Consider the following 15,216-nt stretch of genomic DNA (forward strand, 5'->3'; position numbering starts at 1 on the left):
TAAAAACGCCTGTAAAATCATCCATTTTTACCATTTTGGGATTATTCCAACCGTCAATTCATGCCATTTGTGATATGATAAACAAATAAAACTTATAAAGGGGGAGACCTTGAAGGTCAGAGCAAATTCATCTGTAGGGATGGGAACATATCGTATGAGCGTTCGCTCAAAAGAGCATTATGATTCATTAGTGATCGCCCTTAAAAATGGTTTAGACCTTATTGATACCTCTGCAAATTATACAAATGGAGAGTCTGAAAAACTTATTGGGAAAGTTCTAAAAGAACATCCTGAATATAATCCTGTCATCATTACTAAAGGGGGCTATGTTCAAGGAGATTGCATTAAGCTAATGGGTGCTCTTAATGCTGATGGATTGGCCTTGGATGGCCTTGTTAAAATTAACGACGATCTTTGGCACAGTATTCATCCAGAATTTCTTCAATCTCAAATTGATTTAAGTCGCGAACGATTAGAAGGTGCCTCAATTGATTTTTACCTTCTTCACAATCCTGAATATTACTTTATGCAAGATGATGAGAACCTTAGTGATAAAGAATTCTATGCCAGAATTGAAAAGGCCTTTATTTTCTTAGAATCAAAAGTTGAAAAGGGTGAAATTGGGGCCTACGGCATTAGTTCTAATGGACTTGCCCTTTCTCCAGAAGATAAGACTTATGTTAATCTACAAACAATTTTGGAGATCGCCCGTAGGATTAAGGCCAAGCATTTTAAGATGATCCAATTTCCTTTTAACCTCATTGAAATTGGCGCCCTAGAGAGATTTCAAGATTTAAGTTCAGTTATTGAATTGGCCAAAGAAGAAGGATTAATCTTAGTTGGCAACAGACCATTTAATGCCTTTAAAGACGACAAGCTTATCAGACTTGCTGGTTATGATAGTTTCTATCCAATTCCCACAAAAGAAGAAGTTGGAGAGCACGTTCACTACTGCCTAGAGCTTGTTGAAAAGAAGATGTCGGAATTTGATGAAGAAGAATCTGTTTATGACATCCCTTTGATCAAGCAGTTCATTCAGCTATGGCCTGATTTACAATCTCCAGATGCTGTGGAGCAAGTCTATTTTGGACACCTTTTTCCATTGATTGCTAGAATTTGGGGTGGAGAAGGTCTTGATGCCAATGATTCGGCTCCATTTTATAAATTATTTGAACTTAACGAGAGATTATCTCGTGGCAATATGACTGAGCTTGCAAATGAATTTCGTACTCAGGCCGTAAATATGGGACTTTTACCAAATGCTCCAGAGGCTTCATTAACTAAATTGGCCATTGATTTCTACCTACAAAGTGGCATTGATTACGTTCTTGTGGGAATGAAAAAGCCCGACTATGTAATGCAGTTAAAAGAGTATTTTAATGGAACCGTTTAAAGAAGTTTTTAACGTTAATTCTATTTCTTTAATGGCCGATCATCTTTTATTTGTTGATAGTAAATTTGATAGAAAGGCCTTTCTAAAATACTGTCTCCAAGATATTTCAACAAAAGAACTTAAAGAGAGGGTGGTCACTATTAGTGAGGCCATCTCTTTATATGTTTCTGGAGACTTTGGAAAACAAGTTTCAACATTAGTGGCCACTCTTAAAAATGAAGAGGATCACATTGATAATAATTGGACTGGTAAAGATGCAACTAAGTCATTTGGGATAAGTGGATTTCTCGTGTGGCCCTACACTCACTTTATCGAAAAAAATGGTCTCGCATTCTTTGATCTATCTCTAGATGCTCTTAAAGAGATGACCTCTCGTTTTACAAGTGAATTTGCCATCCGAGAATTTTTGCATAACGATTATGAAGAAACCATGACTTTATTATTGTCGTGGATTGATGATGAAAATCATCATGTGCGTCGCCTTGTTAGTGAGGGGACAAGACCTTCATTGCCGTGGGCACGAAAAGTTTTGGCCTTAAGTCAAAATGTTGATTTTCATCTGCAATTTTTAGAAAGACTTCTTAATGATCCTTCTGAGTATGTTCGAAAAAGTGTTTCGAATCATCTCAATGACCTCTCAAAAATTGATTCAGATAAGGTGATTTCATTTTGTGAACAGCATTGGATATCATCATCAATTGAACGTAAAAAGTTAATCCGTCATGGTCTAAGAACTCTTTTAAAAAAAGGACATGTAAGGGCACTTGCCATTATCGGGCATAAGCAAAATATTGCTCTCACAGTATCTAAAGCGAGTTTAGATAAATCCTCTTTAGTGCTAGGAGGAGAGTTAAACCTCGAGTTCTCAATTGTATTAAATGAGAGTAGTTCTGAGACAGCATTGATTGATTATGTTCTTCATTTGCCGCGAAAAAATGGAGAATATTCGCAAAAAGTCTTCAGGTTAAAAGAACTTCTTTTGAGGCCAAATGAGCTCACTTTTGTTACAAAAAAGATATCGATTAAACCTATTACTACACGCACATACTACGAGGGAGCTCACCATATTGAACTTGTAGTTAACGGTCGGTCATATGATAAACTGACCTTTGATTTGCGTTTGAAAAAATAGAACAAGGAGAGATTCTTGAAGTTATATATTGCACTCTTATCTTTCTCTCTTTTAACTGGTTGTGCTTCTTTATCTGAATCTGCTTGTAAAGAAGGTCAATGGGAAGAAATTGGACTTGCCGATGGTCACAAAGGCGAAAAAGTAGATGTTATTCACTCACACATTAACTCGTGTTCTGAATATGGTATTAGTCTTGATACCAAATTATACAGAAGGGGTTATGATAAAGGTTTGCGCTTTTTCTGCAATCCTGATAAGGCCTTCGATTTAGGGTATTCTGGACAAGAGTATAATAACGTTTGTACCAATAAAAAATTCAATACTGAGTATCAATTAGGATTTGAGATCCATAATATTTCAAAAGAAATTGAACGTATTAGTGTTGAAATTGAGCGCTTAAAGGTTGATCTAGAAGGTGCCAATTCAAATGGTTTTGCAAGTAACAAGCAAACTCTAAGAAAAGAGATAAAAATTTTAAAATATAAAAGATCACAATTAAAAAATAAACTTGTTCTTCTTACTGTTAAGTCAGGTCGTAAGCTAGAAAATTTAGTAGATTACTTCTAATCTATTTTCTTAGTCAGTGGAAAAAACTGGAGGTTGAGTTGAAAGACTTCATCTCCAGGATTCACTTCAAATTTTTCACTGAATTTAATTTGAAAATCACGAATAAATTCTTTCATCTGCGCAAGCTGAGTTTTATCTACTGTTAAAGTTGAAGCATGAAAGGCCCTTTGATCAATAGGTAACTCAAAAGCATCTTTTGAACTCTCTAAAAGATCATGATGATATTGCCTTGCATGAGTGCGATTGATTTCTGTTTTTGGAACAATGGTACCAAGAGGAGCTAGGCCATTTTCTGTTTCTTCAATGACACCTTCTTTTTTCATTTGCTCGACAATTTTCAATGCAAGCTCAGGTGTAATTTTACTCTTTAGTCTTTGCGCCATCCATTCAGGATCGTTTTTAAAATCCTTAAGCTGAGTCATCTCTCTTAAAGCATATGAGGCCCAGTTAAAGATAAGATCGATCTTATCTTCAGTGATTCCTTTTAGGTCTTTAATCTCTTGTGATTGCTCAAGCATTAAAACAACATAAGAGGGGTCATCTTTTGCAGATTTTTGAATTTTTACAAGCTCTCTAAAGTATCGCTCTTCTTTTTCATTAAAGTTGTAGTATTTGCACAATTTATCAATGATGCCTTTTCCAGCATGGCGCTGCCCATTGATGATCATCGTAACTGCTGAAACAGAGTTTAGGCCTAATTGTTTGGCCCACATTCCATAAGACCAATTACCTGATTGCGACTTCTTTTCCTCAAATTTGTCTTTGAGAAATTCACGATAATCGGAGTAGTTGAGAATATTTATTTCTTTTTGGTCCATTTTTCACCTGTTTAGACTCTTATCGGATCATAGTTATGCCGCCTTAGCTTTTTTTCACATTTTCTGTGAAGGGATTTTACCCTAAACATTTTTCAAGGGCCTTGCAAAGATGGGTGTCCCATTCTACAACTAGCTTCTCTAAAGAGGGGGAATTACTATGATTAGGCTAATTTTAGCAGTGCTTTTTACCTTAAATTTTACTGTTCAAAACGTCAAGGCCGACAGCCAGGTCGTGTATAATTGTGCCAATACTTCTGGTATCTATGGCGATTCTCAAGTCGTTTACAATCTTGGTAATTTCGGAGTGAGTGAAGAAATTTACTGTCAGCTTCGTGATCTTATTATTGATACTCTCGTTAACCAGTGTGGTGATGCTCTTAATTTTGGGAAAGAAGTTGTTCTTAAAAACTTCAAAGTAAGTAGCAAGATTGCAAAGAAAGGTTTGGGAGTAAAAGAATTCCAAATGGATCTTGAAATTAAATTAGAAAGACCAGTTGTAGAAGGTTCTTCTAATCTTGTGAGAAAGTCTCTTTCTCTAGAAAAAATTAAAATTAAATTCGAAAGTGAAGATTCGATAAAGCCTACACTGGATAATCTCAAAGTTGTTGATATCTCTTCCAGTGGTGTGTGTAAGTAGGTTTTGATGAGGCAGAGGACGTGGATGGTTTTCTGCCTCGTTCAAAATCTATGAAAGTCTGGTCGATCTGCTAGATGTTCATTTGAAAGGTAATATTTCTCTTTCTCGCACTCGATAACAGCACATGGGTGTAATACTTCTAAAAATTCTTCTTTCCCTTCAGGCATACTAAAAGTAACTTTAAAAATATGATTGTTGTATTCACTATTGGGTGTCGAGCTCAAGTGAATGGTTTTCATTCCCTCGCGATAAGAAGAGAACTCATAACAATTCCATTCTCCCGACGGAGAGAAATTAAATTCGAGATATTCATCAGATCCCTTTTTCTTACAAAAGAGCTCAAAACACGTATGTTGCCATAAGTTGTCTGTTGCAATTGGATTTGAAATTGGTGGAGGGATAATGAGTTCGTCATCACAAATGATCTCATAGTGGCAAGAGATTAATTCATGACCAAGATCAATATCAAAGTAAATCGTAGGCCCTTTTTTATTAGAAAAGGGCCTTAAAAGTATTTTTTTCATTACTTTTTGTTGTTAAGAATTCCAGTTAAGAAATCAACAGGTAGTGGGAAGAAAGTAGTTGTCTTACCATCTCCTGCAGAGATCTCTCTCATTGTATCAAGGTAGCGAAGAGTGATGGCATTTTGTTGCTCATTTAGTATCTTTGCGGCCTCTGCTAATTTGTATGATGCTTCTAATTCACCTTGAGCAGAAATAACTTTTGCTCTTTTGTCTCTTTCTGCTTCGGCCTGTTTTGCCATTGCTCTTTGCATTTCAATGGGTAGATCAATTGCCTTAACTTCTACTGCAGTAACTTTGATACCCCATGGTTCTGTCTGTTCGTCAAGAATGACTTGAAGTTTTGAATTGATTTTATCTCTTTGTGAAAGAATCTCATCAAGTTCGAATTGGCCAATAACAGAGCGAAGAGTTGTTTGTGCGATTTGTGCAGTCGCGGCCCAGTAATCCTCGATGGCGATAATGGCCTTTTCTGGGTCTTCAACTCTAAAGTAAACGACTCCGTTAACTTTCAAAGTCACGTTATCTTTAGAAATAATATCCTGCGAAGGGATATCCATTGTAACTGTTCTTAAATCTATTCTTCTCATCTTCTCAATACCAGGAATGAGAATGATTAGGCCCGGTCCTCTTATTCCTGTTAAGCGCCCTAGGCGAAAGACCACCGCTCTTTCATATTCAGTGAGAATTTTGATTGTGTTGGCGATTAAAATAATAATAATGAAGAGAAACGGTAACATCGTCATAAGTTTTTCCATAAAAGCTCCTTTAACTGCGATAATTCTATCCCGATGGAAAACTTTTTGGCAAAATAAACAGGATAATTTTTTTTTAAGGAATATTTGTGACTAAAAGAAAAGCTCCTCGCAACTTGTGGCTGCAAAAAAGGCAAAAGCATTTCGAGAAATTTGATCCCAAAAAATTAAAGCGAAGTCTTGAGCTATCGGGAGCGCCAAAGCATGTCTGCGATGATGTTTACGGAAGTTTGGAAGATCGCTTAGAGAATAACTTTACAACGAAAAAGCTCCACAATATGGCCTATAGGCTTTTGCATAAGAAGTCTAAAATTGCTGCGGCCAATTATCATATCAAAAGGGGTGTTGAGGAATTAGGACCAACGGGTTTCCCTTTTGAAATGCTGTGCGCAGAACTTTTACGCATGAAAGGCTTCGATGTAAAAGTCGGGGTTATAGTGGAAGGGGAGTTCGTTAAGCATGAAGTTGATGTCATTGGAGTAAGGCCCGATTTAACTGTGATGGCCGAGTGTAAGTATCATAATTCTCGGGCGCACAAAAATGATATAAAGACAGCACTTTATATCTATGCACGCTCTTTAGACATTAAGAATAATGTTCATTCTTTGAATTTCGATAAATACATGATTATTACAAATACTTATTTTTCTAAAGATGCCATTGCTTATGCTGAAGGTGTTGGATTAATCCTGATATCGATGAATCACCCTCACGAATTTAATTTAATAGAAAGTATTAGCAAGTATCGTACTTATCCTGTTACTTGTTTAAGAAGTTTGAAAAAAAGCATCGCAAGAGACCTTATTCATCGCAAGATTATTGTCATTCGCCAATTGAAAAAGCGCAAGAGAGTTCTTGCAGAATACGGACTTGATAAGAGTGAAATTAAAGTGGTGATCGATGAGATCAACCAATTGTTGGCCTAATGATAGGATTGGAGATGGTATGGAATTAACTTCATATGGTGCCGCCGGTGTTGTGACTGGTTCAAAACACTTACTAACGAGTAAGGGGCTTAATTTTTTAGTGGATTCTGGTTTATTTCAAGGAGAAGGGGTCGAGAAAAAAAATGAGGATGTTCTGCCTTTTAAGGCCCATGAGATAAAGGCAATTTTTCTTACTCATGCCCACCTTGATCACTGCGGTTATTTGCCAGTTCTAGTTAAAAGTGGCTTTCACGGAAAAATCTATTGTACTAAGGCCACACGTTCACTTGCCGAAATTATTCTCCTAGATTCAGCAAAAATTCAAGAGTATGAGGCCAAAGAGTCACAAACGAAGAAGCATCTTCTCTACGAAGAAGAAGACGTCTTAAGAACGCTTGATTTTTTCGATACCTGTGATTTTGATAAAACTTATCATTGTGAGCATTTGACGTTTTCTTTCCATACCGCAGGACACGTCTTGGGGGCCGCATTTTTAAGAGTTGAACTTGAAGGAAAGTCACTGACTTTTTCAGGTGATATTGGGCAGCCTTATGATATGTTAATGCCTTCACCTGCGCCACTTATTCAAACAGACTATCTTGTTCTTGAGTCGACGTATGGAGATCGTATTCACAGCAAAGAAAATACCATCAATCATATTGCAAGTGAGTTAAAAGAAGTCATTGCCAATGGTGGAACTTTGCTTGTGCCGGTCTTTGCCCTTGCTAGATTACAATTGTTCTTGGCCTATTTACATGAAGTCTTTACAATTTATCCTGAGTTAAAAATTGCCGCTTTTGTAGATAGTCCTATGGGAAGTGCCATGACAAAAGTTTATAAAGATTTTCATTACTTGTTAAGGCCTACGGAAAAAGAGTTTCTCACTTATTTAGAGAGCGCAAAAATATTAGAATTCTCTAAAGAGACTGAAAAAATGCATAAGATGACAGGCCCTAAAATAATCATCGCTTCAAGTGGAATGATTAGCGGTGGTCGCATCATGAACCATGTCGAGAGATTGGGGAAATATGAAAGTACCACCATTCTTCTGACAGGATATCAAGGCAAAGGGACTATTGGACGTGAGCTTTTAGAAGGAGCTCGCGAAATTCGTATCAATGGTCATCGACAAAAGATTAGGGCCAAAGTTTCAATGCTTGAATCTTTATCGGCCCATGCAGATAAAGAGCAACTTTTGGACTGGGTTCAAACGGCCAGTAAAAATCCACATAAAATCTTTCTTGTTCATGGTGAACCAGAGAGTTTAGGGCCATTTAAAGAGTTCTTGTCTTCAAATTTGGAGAGTATAGTCGAAATTAATGCAGAGGGGAAAAGTCAGTCTTTGTAGTGCGCGACGTGTCGTTGTGTGAATTGACAATTAATTGACAAAGGGATGACTGATTTCTTTAAAAACTTTGTTTTAATGAAATACAAGAAAGGGGCGAAGGTATGACATTCCCAAAGTACAACTAGACCATCCCAACCCATAGGTACTTGTCATGCGTGTTTCTGATTTTCTCTCTCCCATAATAAAGTCCTTCGTCCCTCGCTTATTAGGTTAGTTTAGAAAAAGGGCCAGCTTTTCAAGCTGGCCTTTTTTATGCTAGAAATAGATTCAATTTCAAACGGGGGAGCTTATGGATTCAAAAAATTACATTAAAGACGCAATCAAAACTGAGGCCACAAATTTTGAGGCCATGAATGAGCGTTTAATGAATGATGGTACAAAGAGACTACTTCATGCCGGTATTGGAATCTCAACAGAGGCCGGAGAGGTTCTAGACGCTCTTAAAAAGCATATTTTCTATGGTAAAGAACTTGATAAGGTAAACCTTGCTGAAGAGCTTGGGGATCTATTTTGGTATATGGCCATTCTTGCTGATGAACTTGGAATTGAATTTGAATCTGTAATGGATAGAAATATTACGAAACTAAAGGCCCGTTATGGAGAAAAGTTCTCTGAAGAAAAGGCCGAGAAAAGAGACCTAGATAAAGAAAGAGAAATTCTTGAAGGTCAAAAATTCAACTAATCTTTTTATTGAAGCTCATAGCTAGTTTATGAGCTTCATATTTTTCTTCAATTCTCGTGCGAGAAAATCCATACAAAACTTAATTTTCTGCGTTTTACTAATATCTTTATGGGTAAGAAGCCATAAGTGGCTACCAATGAATTCTTTTGGCCTGAGTACTTGTTTAAGATTTGGATAGACACTTGTGAAATAAGTTGGAAGAACGGCCAGACCCAGTCCTTCTGCACATAAGCGTGCCATAACGGTCAGATCATCTACGTAGTAGATATTTTTTTGTTCCACAATTAATTTATCAAACCACTGCTTTGACAGGAGATGGGAGAAATTATGGTCAAGACATAGGAGCTGATGTCGTGCCAGGTTATCGAGTATTTTTGTACTTGCAGGTGAGTGTTTCAAGTAATCTTCACTTGCGAAAAGGGCAAATTGAACTTTTCCTAAATTTTTCCCTATTAAATGTTCTGGAGGAGTTAAGCAAGGCCTAATCGCAATATCTGCCTCTCTTTTTGTTAAGTTAAAAAAACCGGCACTCACTTTGAGATCTATCATGAGATCAGGGGCCGCTGATTTTAAATTTGCTAAAATTTTCGGTATCACACTCATGGCCATTGATGATGTCGTTGTAAGTGTTATATTGCCGTGTAGAGAGTCATCAATACCATCAAGGTAACGGTTAATACCATCCATTCTCTCTTCTAAATCTAGTATTTCTTGTAAAAATTTTTCACCAATTGTTGTCAAGATATAACCGCCAGGAGTGCTGTTGAAAAATTTTTTATTGGATTTTTCTTCAAAGCTTTTTATTCGGCGATAAACTGTAGTGTGATTACTTTGTAATGCTTTTGCCGCTTGTTGGAGCTTGCCATATTTGGCCAGGGCCAAGAAGAATTTAAGGTCTTCCCAGTTAAGATCGTTGTTCATAAATGCAAAGCTCCTTTTGAAATAAACACATTCCATAACATATATGAACACATTAAAATGAGCAAATAAAATCATCAAGGAGTTCAAATGAATGATTTATTAGACAAGAAAAATTTAAAAGTTGTATCAGTATTACTCAGAGTTATTGTGGCCTCATTATTTCTTGGAGCTGCCCTTATTAAAGTTTCTGGCGGAGTTTCAGGAACTATTGCTTACTACAGTTCTCTGTTTGAAAAATCTATGTTGCCTATGTTTATGGTCAAGGTGCATGCGAGTGTGGTGATGTTTTTGGAGTTCATACTTGCTTTTTGGCTCATTAGTGGCATTCGTCTAAAAGAAGCATGGGTGGCCTCTGGGTTGATGCTAATAAGTTTTGCCTTTGGAATGGTTTTTATTCATAAGTTTGATGTGGCATCAGATAATTATTTATATGCGGCCCTTTGTTGTCTTGGTTTACTTCTTAGCAAATTTGACAATTTCGGTTTACAACAAATTTTAGGAGATCATTCCCATGAATAAAATTCAAATGATTGAGAAGTTATATGATTCTTTTTCTGTAGAGGACATGGGGGCCCTTGAAAAAATTTGTCATGAAGATATTAGTTGGCATCAGTGCCCAGGTTTTCCAGGTGGTGGTGTGCATAGAGGAATTCAAAGTGTGCTTGATAATGTCTATGAGGCCAATAGAAAGAGATGGAAAAGTTTTTCTTTTTCTAAACATACAATCTTCGAGGGTATGGACAATGTTGTCGTTGAAGGAACTTATGATGTTGAGTCTCATAACGGCAAGAAAACTCATGCTCAGACTGTCCATGTTTTTAAAATAAAAGATGATAAAGTTCAGTCTTTTTGGCAGTACACCGATACTCAAGTATTATGGTCATGTCTAAGTTGACAAAGATTTTACAAAGCTAGAACCTTCTTAACAGTCTCCTTTGCCATAATGGTTTCACACCATAAGAAAAGGAGACTTTTTATGAGTATTCAAACAACTTTCAAAAACGTTAAGAGTGGACCTGAAGTGTTAGAGAGAATTGAGCGAAAGTCAGAAAAATTTCAACGTCTTTTTAGCAAGAAGCTGAACATTCAATGGTTGTTTTGGAAAGAAAAAGAAGATTTGTGTTCTGAAGTAAGAGTCAGTGGTTATCATGGACCAGTACTCTTTGCGAAGGCACAAGGTGAAAACCTCTACAAAGTAATAGATCTTGCCACGGAAAAAATGAAAGCGCAGTTAGTAAAAGTGAAAGCTTAAAAAAATGAAGGGCCTAATAAAGGCCCTTTTTTAGAAGAGAGACTTGAAAGTGAAAAGTCCTGTGAACCATTTGTTCATTTCTTTTCTTAGCCATCCAATTTCTTCAGCAGTGACATGGCCCTGCTTCGTAAGCGTTAAGGCAATATTAAAAACATAACTTAGATTAATTCTTTGACTCATTTTATTCTCCCAATAATGAAATTTTTTAACATAGATCTTTTAAACTGGCCACACGATCAGCTTCATCCCTTCTTGGCCAATAACTTTTGCATATGAACCAATTTCGAGTTCTTTGTCGCACTGTGCATTCCAAATTTCACCTGAAACTTTTACTTGATAAATAAATTTATCACCATGCTTTTGGATAAAGGCAACAATTTGCGCTTCCTTGTTGTCCATTTTGTTGAATTTTTTGGCGCCTATGTTTTTTATATCTCTCAAAATGACAAATGTTACGAATAAAAGAAAAACGACAATGGCGGCCGTACTAGAAAATATAAGTGCGCTGCTAATTTCAACATGGCCTTCTTCTGTTCGAAATAAAAATAAAGAACCTAATACCAGTGAGGCCACGCCTGCGAGAGAGAGTAGTCCATAGCTTGTAATATAAATTTCCAAAATAAAAAGAACAAAAGAAAAGACGAGTAGCCCTAATGCTCCAAAGTTTAGTGGAAGAACTTGGAAGCTAATTCCTGCAAGAATAAGACATAATCCTCCCAGTGAGCCTGCGATCATTCCCCCTGGCGTTTGAAATTCAAAATACAAAAGGGCAGCACCTAAAAGAAAGAGAATATAGGCGAGATTAGGATTGGCAAAAATATTTAAAATCTGTTGCCCTAGATCCATTGAAATTTCAATTATGGAAGTGGCCGATGTTGTTTTTAGCTGAAGGGCCTCTCCATGATGGATAATGATTCTGTTATTGATTAGATTGATGAGATCTTTGTCCGAGTTTGCAATGGCATCGACGATCTTTTTTTCGACGGCCGTTTTACTTGTGTAGCTTTTGGCATCGGAAATCATACTTGCAAAGAGGTCTGCATTTCTTCCACGCAGTTCAGATAAACTTTTTACTAGAGCAATTAAATCATTTTGCGCTTTAGCTTTAACATCTTTTTCCATTTCACTTGTTAGTTGAATCGGGGTAGCTGCACCGATATTTGTTCCATCACTCATAAAAAGTAGATGAGCGCCACTGGCGATAATCGCTCCAGCACTGGTCGCGCTTGCTCCCTCTGGTGTGATCCAAACAATAACGGGAATATCACTTTGTCCTATTGTCGTTAGAATTTCCTTTGTTGTAGAAACCAGTCCACCAGGAGTATTAAGTTCAATGACAAGAGCATCATTTTTATTTTTTACGGCCTTATCAAGACCTGATTGAATATAGTTAAGGGTGGCCGGATTAATACTTGTATGAACTTTTAAGCGCACCAAAGAGTTGATCTCATACTCTTTGGCGAAACTTTCACCCAATGAGGCCCATAGGGCAATGAGAGCATAAAGATAAAATAGTCTATTCATAGGAAATCCTCGAGCTTTGTTGCCATTAATTGTTGGCAGTGACTGAATTCTAACGCATTGATATTTCGATAACAACTTCTTTCATTTAGCACTGACTAAGTGTTCAAAATTAAGGTTTAAGGTCCAATGTATTTTTATGATTAACAAATAAAAATACTGACTCACTATTCTATAATTTATATTTTGCATTTCGGAACATTACCTATAGGTATTTATTACAAATGCCTTTATTTATTGAATTTTTCTTTTATAAATAAATTGGTGTTGCTAAAAAAAAAGAGTTGATTTATATTTAAGTTATACTTAAGGTGATCTTTAGATAGCACTTGTAAGTTTTTGGATATGTGTAATAATAAGGGTCGAAACCTTAATTTTTAGCAAAAAAGCCTCTTCTTTTGAGTAGATACTATCTTAAAGTTGCCATGCTAAATGTATGAAATAAAAAAGAAGTTCGTTTTTGTTGTTTTAAAAAATAACCAAAAATTGTTTTGAGTTTTATATAGAGTTTTTGATATTGTCTAGTTAGACAAATTAAAACGGAGATTATTAAGGAGATATTTTATGCGCTGCTTTGAAAACATTGCTAAACTGATTAGAACTAAGAGAATCAACCACCCAAAAGGTTACTCTCAATCTGAACTTTCACACCTTCTTGGATACAAGAATGGTCAATTCATCTCTAACGTAGAGAGAGCTCTTTGTAACATTCCTCTAAAGATGCTTACAAGAGTATCTGAAGTTCTAGACATCGATCCAATTGAACTTAAGTCTGCCATTCTTAAGGATCAAGAGATCACTCTAGAAAACTACCTTGAAAAAGGTCGTAAGCAACAATCTAGCGTTCAAAAAGAAGCTGAAGTTGCTCAAACTGTAATGTAAAAAAAAGGCCTCCAATCGGAGGCCTTTCTTTTTATGGAATGCCTTTGTAGGCCTTGTAATCATCTAACGTCCCAACACTTTCTTCCGTATCATCCTTAAAGTCAGAATTCATTTGCGCCATTAGTAAATGGGGGTCTTGAATTTCACCTTCTTTAACTTCAATATCGCCCAGACGGCTAATCTGGTGATTCTCAGAGTAGGTTGTATCACTTTTTAAAGAATCAAAATGCTTCTTAAAAATTTCTTTATCGGCCTCAGTCATTGTGGCCTCAAATTCACGAATTTTTTCCATTGTGCCGTAATAGTTATTTTCAAGTTTATTAAGCTGTCTGTCATCGGCCCTGTGATACATGGCAAAGTATTTTCTACGCGCATGTAAGTGTTGCTCTAATAGGTTTAGGTATTTGCTAATGACTTTGTTCTGCTCTGGTACTGCTTTGTTTCCAGAACCACGACGAGGTCGTCTTCTGCGACGATTGGCGTTAGAACTCGTTGCTTTATTTTCTGGCCCAGCACTTTTTATTTGTGGGGCCTGAGAGTTATTACTGTTATTTCTATTGCGGTTTCTATTTCTGTTACGGTTTCTGTTGTTTCTTTTAGGTCCAGAATTTTGTCCTGAAGATTGACCAGAATTACCTGACTCATTAGTACTGTTCATTGAACTGACCTTCTTACATATTTCTTAAATTGAGTTTCAGTTGATCATGATATGCTTATGGGCACGTCACGTCAATTACACTAGGCATAAGAAGAAAGCACTACCCAAACGAAGAAATTCTGATACTGTAAGGGAGACTTTTTGTTTAATTTTATAGATGCCAAAAGGAGTTTTTTTTATGGCAAACAAAAGAGTAAAAGTAGCTGTAACAGGTGCTGCTGGACAAATTGGTTACGCGATTCTTTTCAGAATTGCTTCTGGTCAAATGTTTGGCCAAGATACTGATGTAGAACTTTCTCTACTTGAACTTCCACAAGCTCTAGGGGCCCTTGAAGGTGTTCGCATGGAACTTGATGACTGTGCTTTCCCACGTCTTAAAAAAGTGACTTGCACTGACAAAATGGAAGTTGCCTTTAAAGATGTTAACTGGGTACTTGCTATCGGTGCAGTTCCAAGAAAAGCAGGAATGGAAAGAGCTGACCTACTAAAAGTTAACGGTGGAATTTTTGGACCATTAGGAAAAGCTATGGCCGCTCACGGAGCAGCTGATTCAAAACTTTTCGTAGTTGGTAACCCATGTAATACAAACTGTCTGATCGCTATGGAAAACTCAGGTCTTCCAAAAGACAGATTCTTTGCTATGACAACTCTTGATGAGAACAGAGCAAAAACTCAATTAGCTCAAAAAGCTGGTGTTGATGTAACTGAAGTTACAAATATGACTATTTGGGGTAACCACTCTGCAACTCAATACCCAGATTTTTACAATGCTAAAATCGGTGGTAAAAAAGCTCATGAAGTTATTACTGATGAAGCTTGGTTACAAGGGGAGTTCATTAAGACTGTTCAACAACGTGGTGCTGCTATTATCGCAGCTCGTGGAGCTTCTTCTGCAGCTTCTGCGGCAAACGCTTGTGTTCAAGGTGTATACAACCTAACTCATGACACTCCTGCTGGAGAGACATTCTCAATGTGTCTTTCTTCTAAGGGACAATACGGTGTAGACGAAGGTCTAATCTTCTCTTTCCCATGTCGTGTAGAAAATGGAAAACTTATTGTTGTTGAAGGACAAGAGCACAATGCTTTTGGTACTGAAAAATTCAACGCGACTCTTAACGAGCTTCGTGAAGAAAGAGCAGCAGTAAAAGAGCTTGGTCTTATCTAATTTAAGATTAGTATAACTAGGGAAGCGGCCTTTAATCG

19 protein-coding genes are annotated in these 15,216 nt (G+C 36.8%); 12 read left to right on the forward strand and 7 right to left on the reverse strand.

Features of this window, described 5'->3' with window-relative positions:
• Positions 1–109 precede the first annotated feature (109 nt).
• Genes M899_RS11605 through M899_RS11615 form a run of 3 tightly spaced genes read left to right on the forward strand, consistent with a single transcriptional unit; the run spans position 110 to position 3,092 of the window.
• Positions 110–1,393, forward strand: a complete 1,284-nt coding sequence (locus tag M899_RS11605; protein WP_021271656.1) for an aldo/keto reductase — start codon at positions 110–112, stop codon at positions 1,391–1,393.
• Positions 1,380–2,525 (forward strand): DNA alkylation repair protein, encoded by a 1,146-nt coding sequence (locus M899_RS11610; RefSeq protein ID WP_021271681.1) that lies wholly within the window; start codon positions 1,380–1,382, stop codon positions 2,523–2,525. Before M899_RS11605 ends, M899_RS11610 begins: the two co-directional genes overlap by 14 nt.
• A gap of 15 nt (positions 2,526–2,540) precedes the next feature.
• A complete protein-coding gene (locus M899_RS11615) occupies positions 2,541–3,092 on the forward strand; it encodes a DUF2799 domain-containing protein (protein ID WP_021271687.1) in 552 nt (183 codons plus the stop codon).
• On the opposite strand, the gene M899_RS11620 is transcribed toward M899_RS11615, so the two are convergent.
• Positions 3,089–3,910 (reverse strand): TIGR02147 family protein, encoded by an 822-nt coding sequence (locus M899_RS11620; protein ID WP_021271693.1) that lies wholly within the window; start codon positions 3,908–3,910, stop codon positions 3,089–3,091. The two genes, M899_RS11615 and M899_RS11620, sit on opposite strands and share 4 nt — an antisense overlap.
• A gap of 157 nt (positions 3,911–4,067) precedes the next feature.
• On the opposite strand from M899_RS11620, the gene M899_RS11625 reads away from it, so the two are divergent.
• Entirely contained in the window at positions 4,068–4,547 is a 480-nt protein-coding gene (locus tag M899_RS11625) for a hypothetical protein (RefSeq protein WP_021271652.1), read from the forward strand.
• A 41-nt stretch (positions 4,548–4,588) separates the two neighbouring features.
• Here the strand turns inward: M899_RS11625 and M899_RS17825 are convergent, their stop codons facing one another.
• Positions 4,589–5,071, reverse strand: coding sequence for a hypothetical protein (locus M899_RS17825; RefSeq protein WP_021271620.1), 483 nt, complete (start codon positions 5,069–5,071; stop codon positions 4,589–4,591).
• On the reverse strand, positions 5,071–5,826 hold the full coding sequence (locus M899_RS11635; RefSeq protein WP_021271658.1) for a slipin family protein: 756 nt from the start codon (positions 5,824–5,826) through the stop codon (positions 5,071–5,073). Before M899_RS11635 ends, M899_RS17825 begins: the two co-directional genes overlap by 1 nt.
• Positions 5,827–5,912: 86 nt before the next feature.
• On the opposite strand from M899_RS11635, the gene M899_RS11640 reads away from it, so the two are divergent.
• The 3 genes from M899_RS11640 to M899_RS11650 all read left to right on the forward strand — a co-directional run bounded on the left by M899_RS11640 (position 5,913) and on the right by M899_RS11650 (position 8,779).
• Positions 5,913–6,749, forward strand: coding sequence for a restriction endonuclease (locus M899_RS11640; RefSeq protein WP_021271627.1), 837 nt, complete (start codon positions 5,913–5,915; stop codon positions 6,747–6,749).
• A gap of 19 nt (positions 6,750–6,768) precedes the next feature.
• Positions 6,769–8,097 (forward strand): MBL fold metallo-hydrolase, encoded by a 1,329-nt coding sequence (locus tag M899_RS11645; protein WP_021271595.1) that lies wholly within the window; start codon positions 6,769–6,771, stop codon positions 8,095–8,097.
• A gap of 289 nt (positions 8,098–8,386) precedes the next feature.
• Positions 8,387–8,779 carry a nucleoside triphosphate pyrophosphohydrolase family protein gene (locus M899_RS11650; protein ID WP_021271670.1) on the forward strand — a complete coding sequence of 131 codons (393 nt, stop codon included), beginning with the start codon at positions 8,387–8,389 and terminating at the stop codon, positions 8,777–8,779.
• 21 nt (positions 8,780–8,800) lie between these two features.
• Here the strand turns inward: M899_RS11650 and M899_RS11655 are convergent, their stop codons facing one another.
• A complete protein-coding gene (locus M899_RS11655; protein WP_021271648.1) occupies positions 8,801–9,700 on the reverse strand; it encodes a LysR family transcriptional regulator in 900 nt (299 codons plus the stop codon).
• Positions 9,701–9,787: 87 nt separating this feature from the next.
• Here M899_RS11655 and M899_RS11660 point away from each other — a divergent pair, with 87 nt between their 5' ends.
• The 3 genes from M899_RS11660 to M899_RS11670 all read left to right on the forward strand — a co-directional run bounded on the left by M899_RS11660 (position 9,788) and on the right by M899_RS11670 (position 10,952).
• A complete protein-coding gene (locus M899_RS11660) occupies positions 9,788–10,219 on the forward strand; it encodes a MauE/DoxX family redox-associated membrane protein (protein WP_021271644.1) in 432 nt (143 codons plus the stop codon).
• Positions 10,212–10,595 carry a nuclear transport factor 2 family protein gene (locus M899_RS11665; RefSeq protein ID WP_021271603.1) on the forward strand — a complete coding sequence of 128 codons (384 nt, stop codon included), beginning with the start codon at positions 10,212–10,214 and terminating at the stop codon, positions 10,593–10,595. Before M899_RS11660 ends, M899_RS11665 begins: the two co-directional genes overlap by 8 nt.
• An 81-nt stretch (positions 10,596–10,676) precedes the next feature.
• Entirely contained in the window at positions 10,677–10,952 is a 276-nt protein-coding gene (locus M899_RS11670) for an HPF/RaiA family ribosome-associated protein (protein ID WP_021271608.1), read from the forward strand.
• A gap of 30 nt (positions 10,953–10,982) precedes the next feature.
• Here the strand turns inward: M899_RS11670 and M899_RS18420 are convergent, their stop codons facing one another.
• Together M899_RS18420 and M899_RS11675 are read right to left on the reverse strand one after the other, a co-directional pair.
• Positions 10,983–11,132: a hypothetical protein gene (locus tag M899_RS18420; RefSeq protein WP_021271685.1), complete on the reverse strand. Its 150-nt coding sequence runs from the start codon at positions 11,130–11,132 to the stop codon at positions 10,983–10,985.
• 39 nt (positions 11,133–11,171) lie between these two features.
• On the reverse strand, positions 11,172–12,476 hold the full coding sequence (locus M899_RS11675; protein WP_021271698.1) for an NfeD family protein: 1,305 nt from the start codon (positions 12,474–12,476) through the stop codon (positions 11,172–11,174).
• Positions 12,477–13,037: 561 nt separating this feature from the next.
• On the opposite strand from M899_RS11675, the gene M899_RS11680 reads away from it, so the two are divergent.
• On the forward strand, positions 13,038–13,355 hold the full coding sequence (locus tag M899_RS11680) for a helix-turn-helix domain-containing protein (RefSeq protein WP_021271636.1): 318 nt from the start codon (positions 13,038–13,040) through the stop codon (positions 13,353–13,355).
• A gap of 31 nt (positions 13,356–13,386) precedes the next feature.
• Here M899_RS11680 and M899_RS11685 read toward each other — a convergent pair whose 3' ends face one another.
• Entirely contained in the window at positions 13,387–14,013 is a 627-nt protein-coding gene (locus tag M899_RS11685) for a hypothetical protein (RefSeq protein ID WP_021271665.1), read from the reverse strand.
• Positions 14,014–14,191: 178 nt separating this feature from the next.
• Here M899_RS11685 and M899_RS11690 point away from each other — a divergent pair, with 178 nt between their 5' ends.
• Positions 14,192–15,178, forward strand: coding sequence for a malate dehydrogenase (locus M899_RS11690; protein WP_021271661.1), 987 nt, complete (start codon positions 14,192–14,194; stop codon positions 15,176–15,178).
• The last annotated feature ends 38 nt before the right edge of the window (positions 15,179–15,216 follow it).

Source organism: Bacteriovorax sp. BSW11_IV (assembly GCF_000447755.1).
GTDB lineage: Bacteria > Bdellovibrionota > Bacteriovoracia > Bacteriovoracales > Bacteriovoracaceae > BSW11-IV.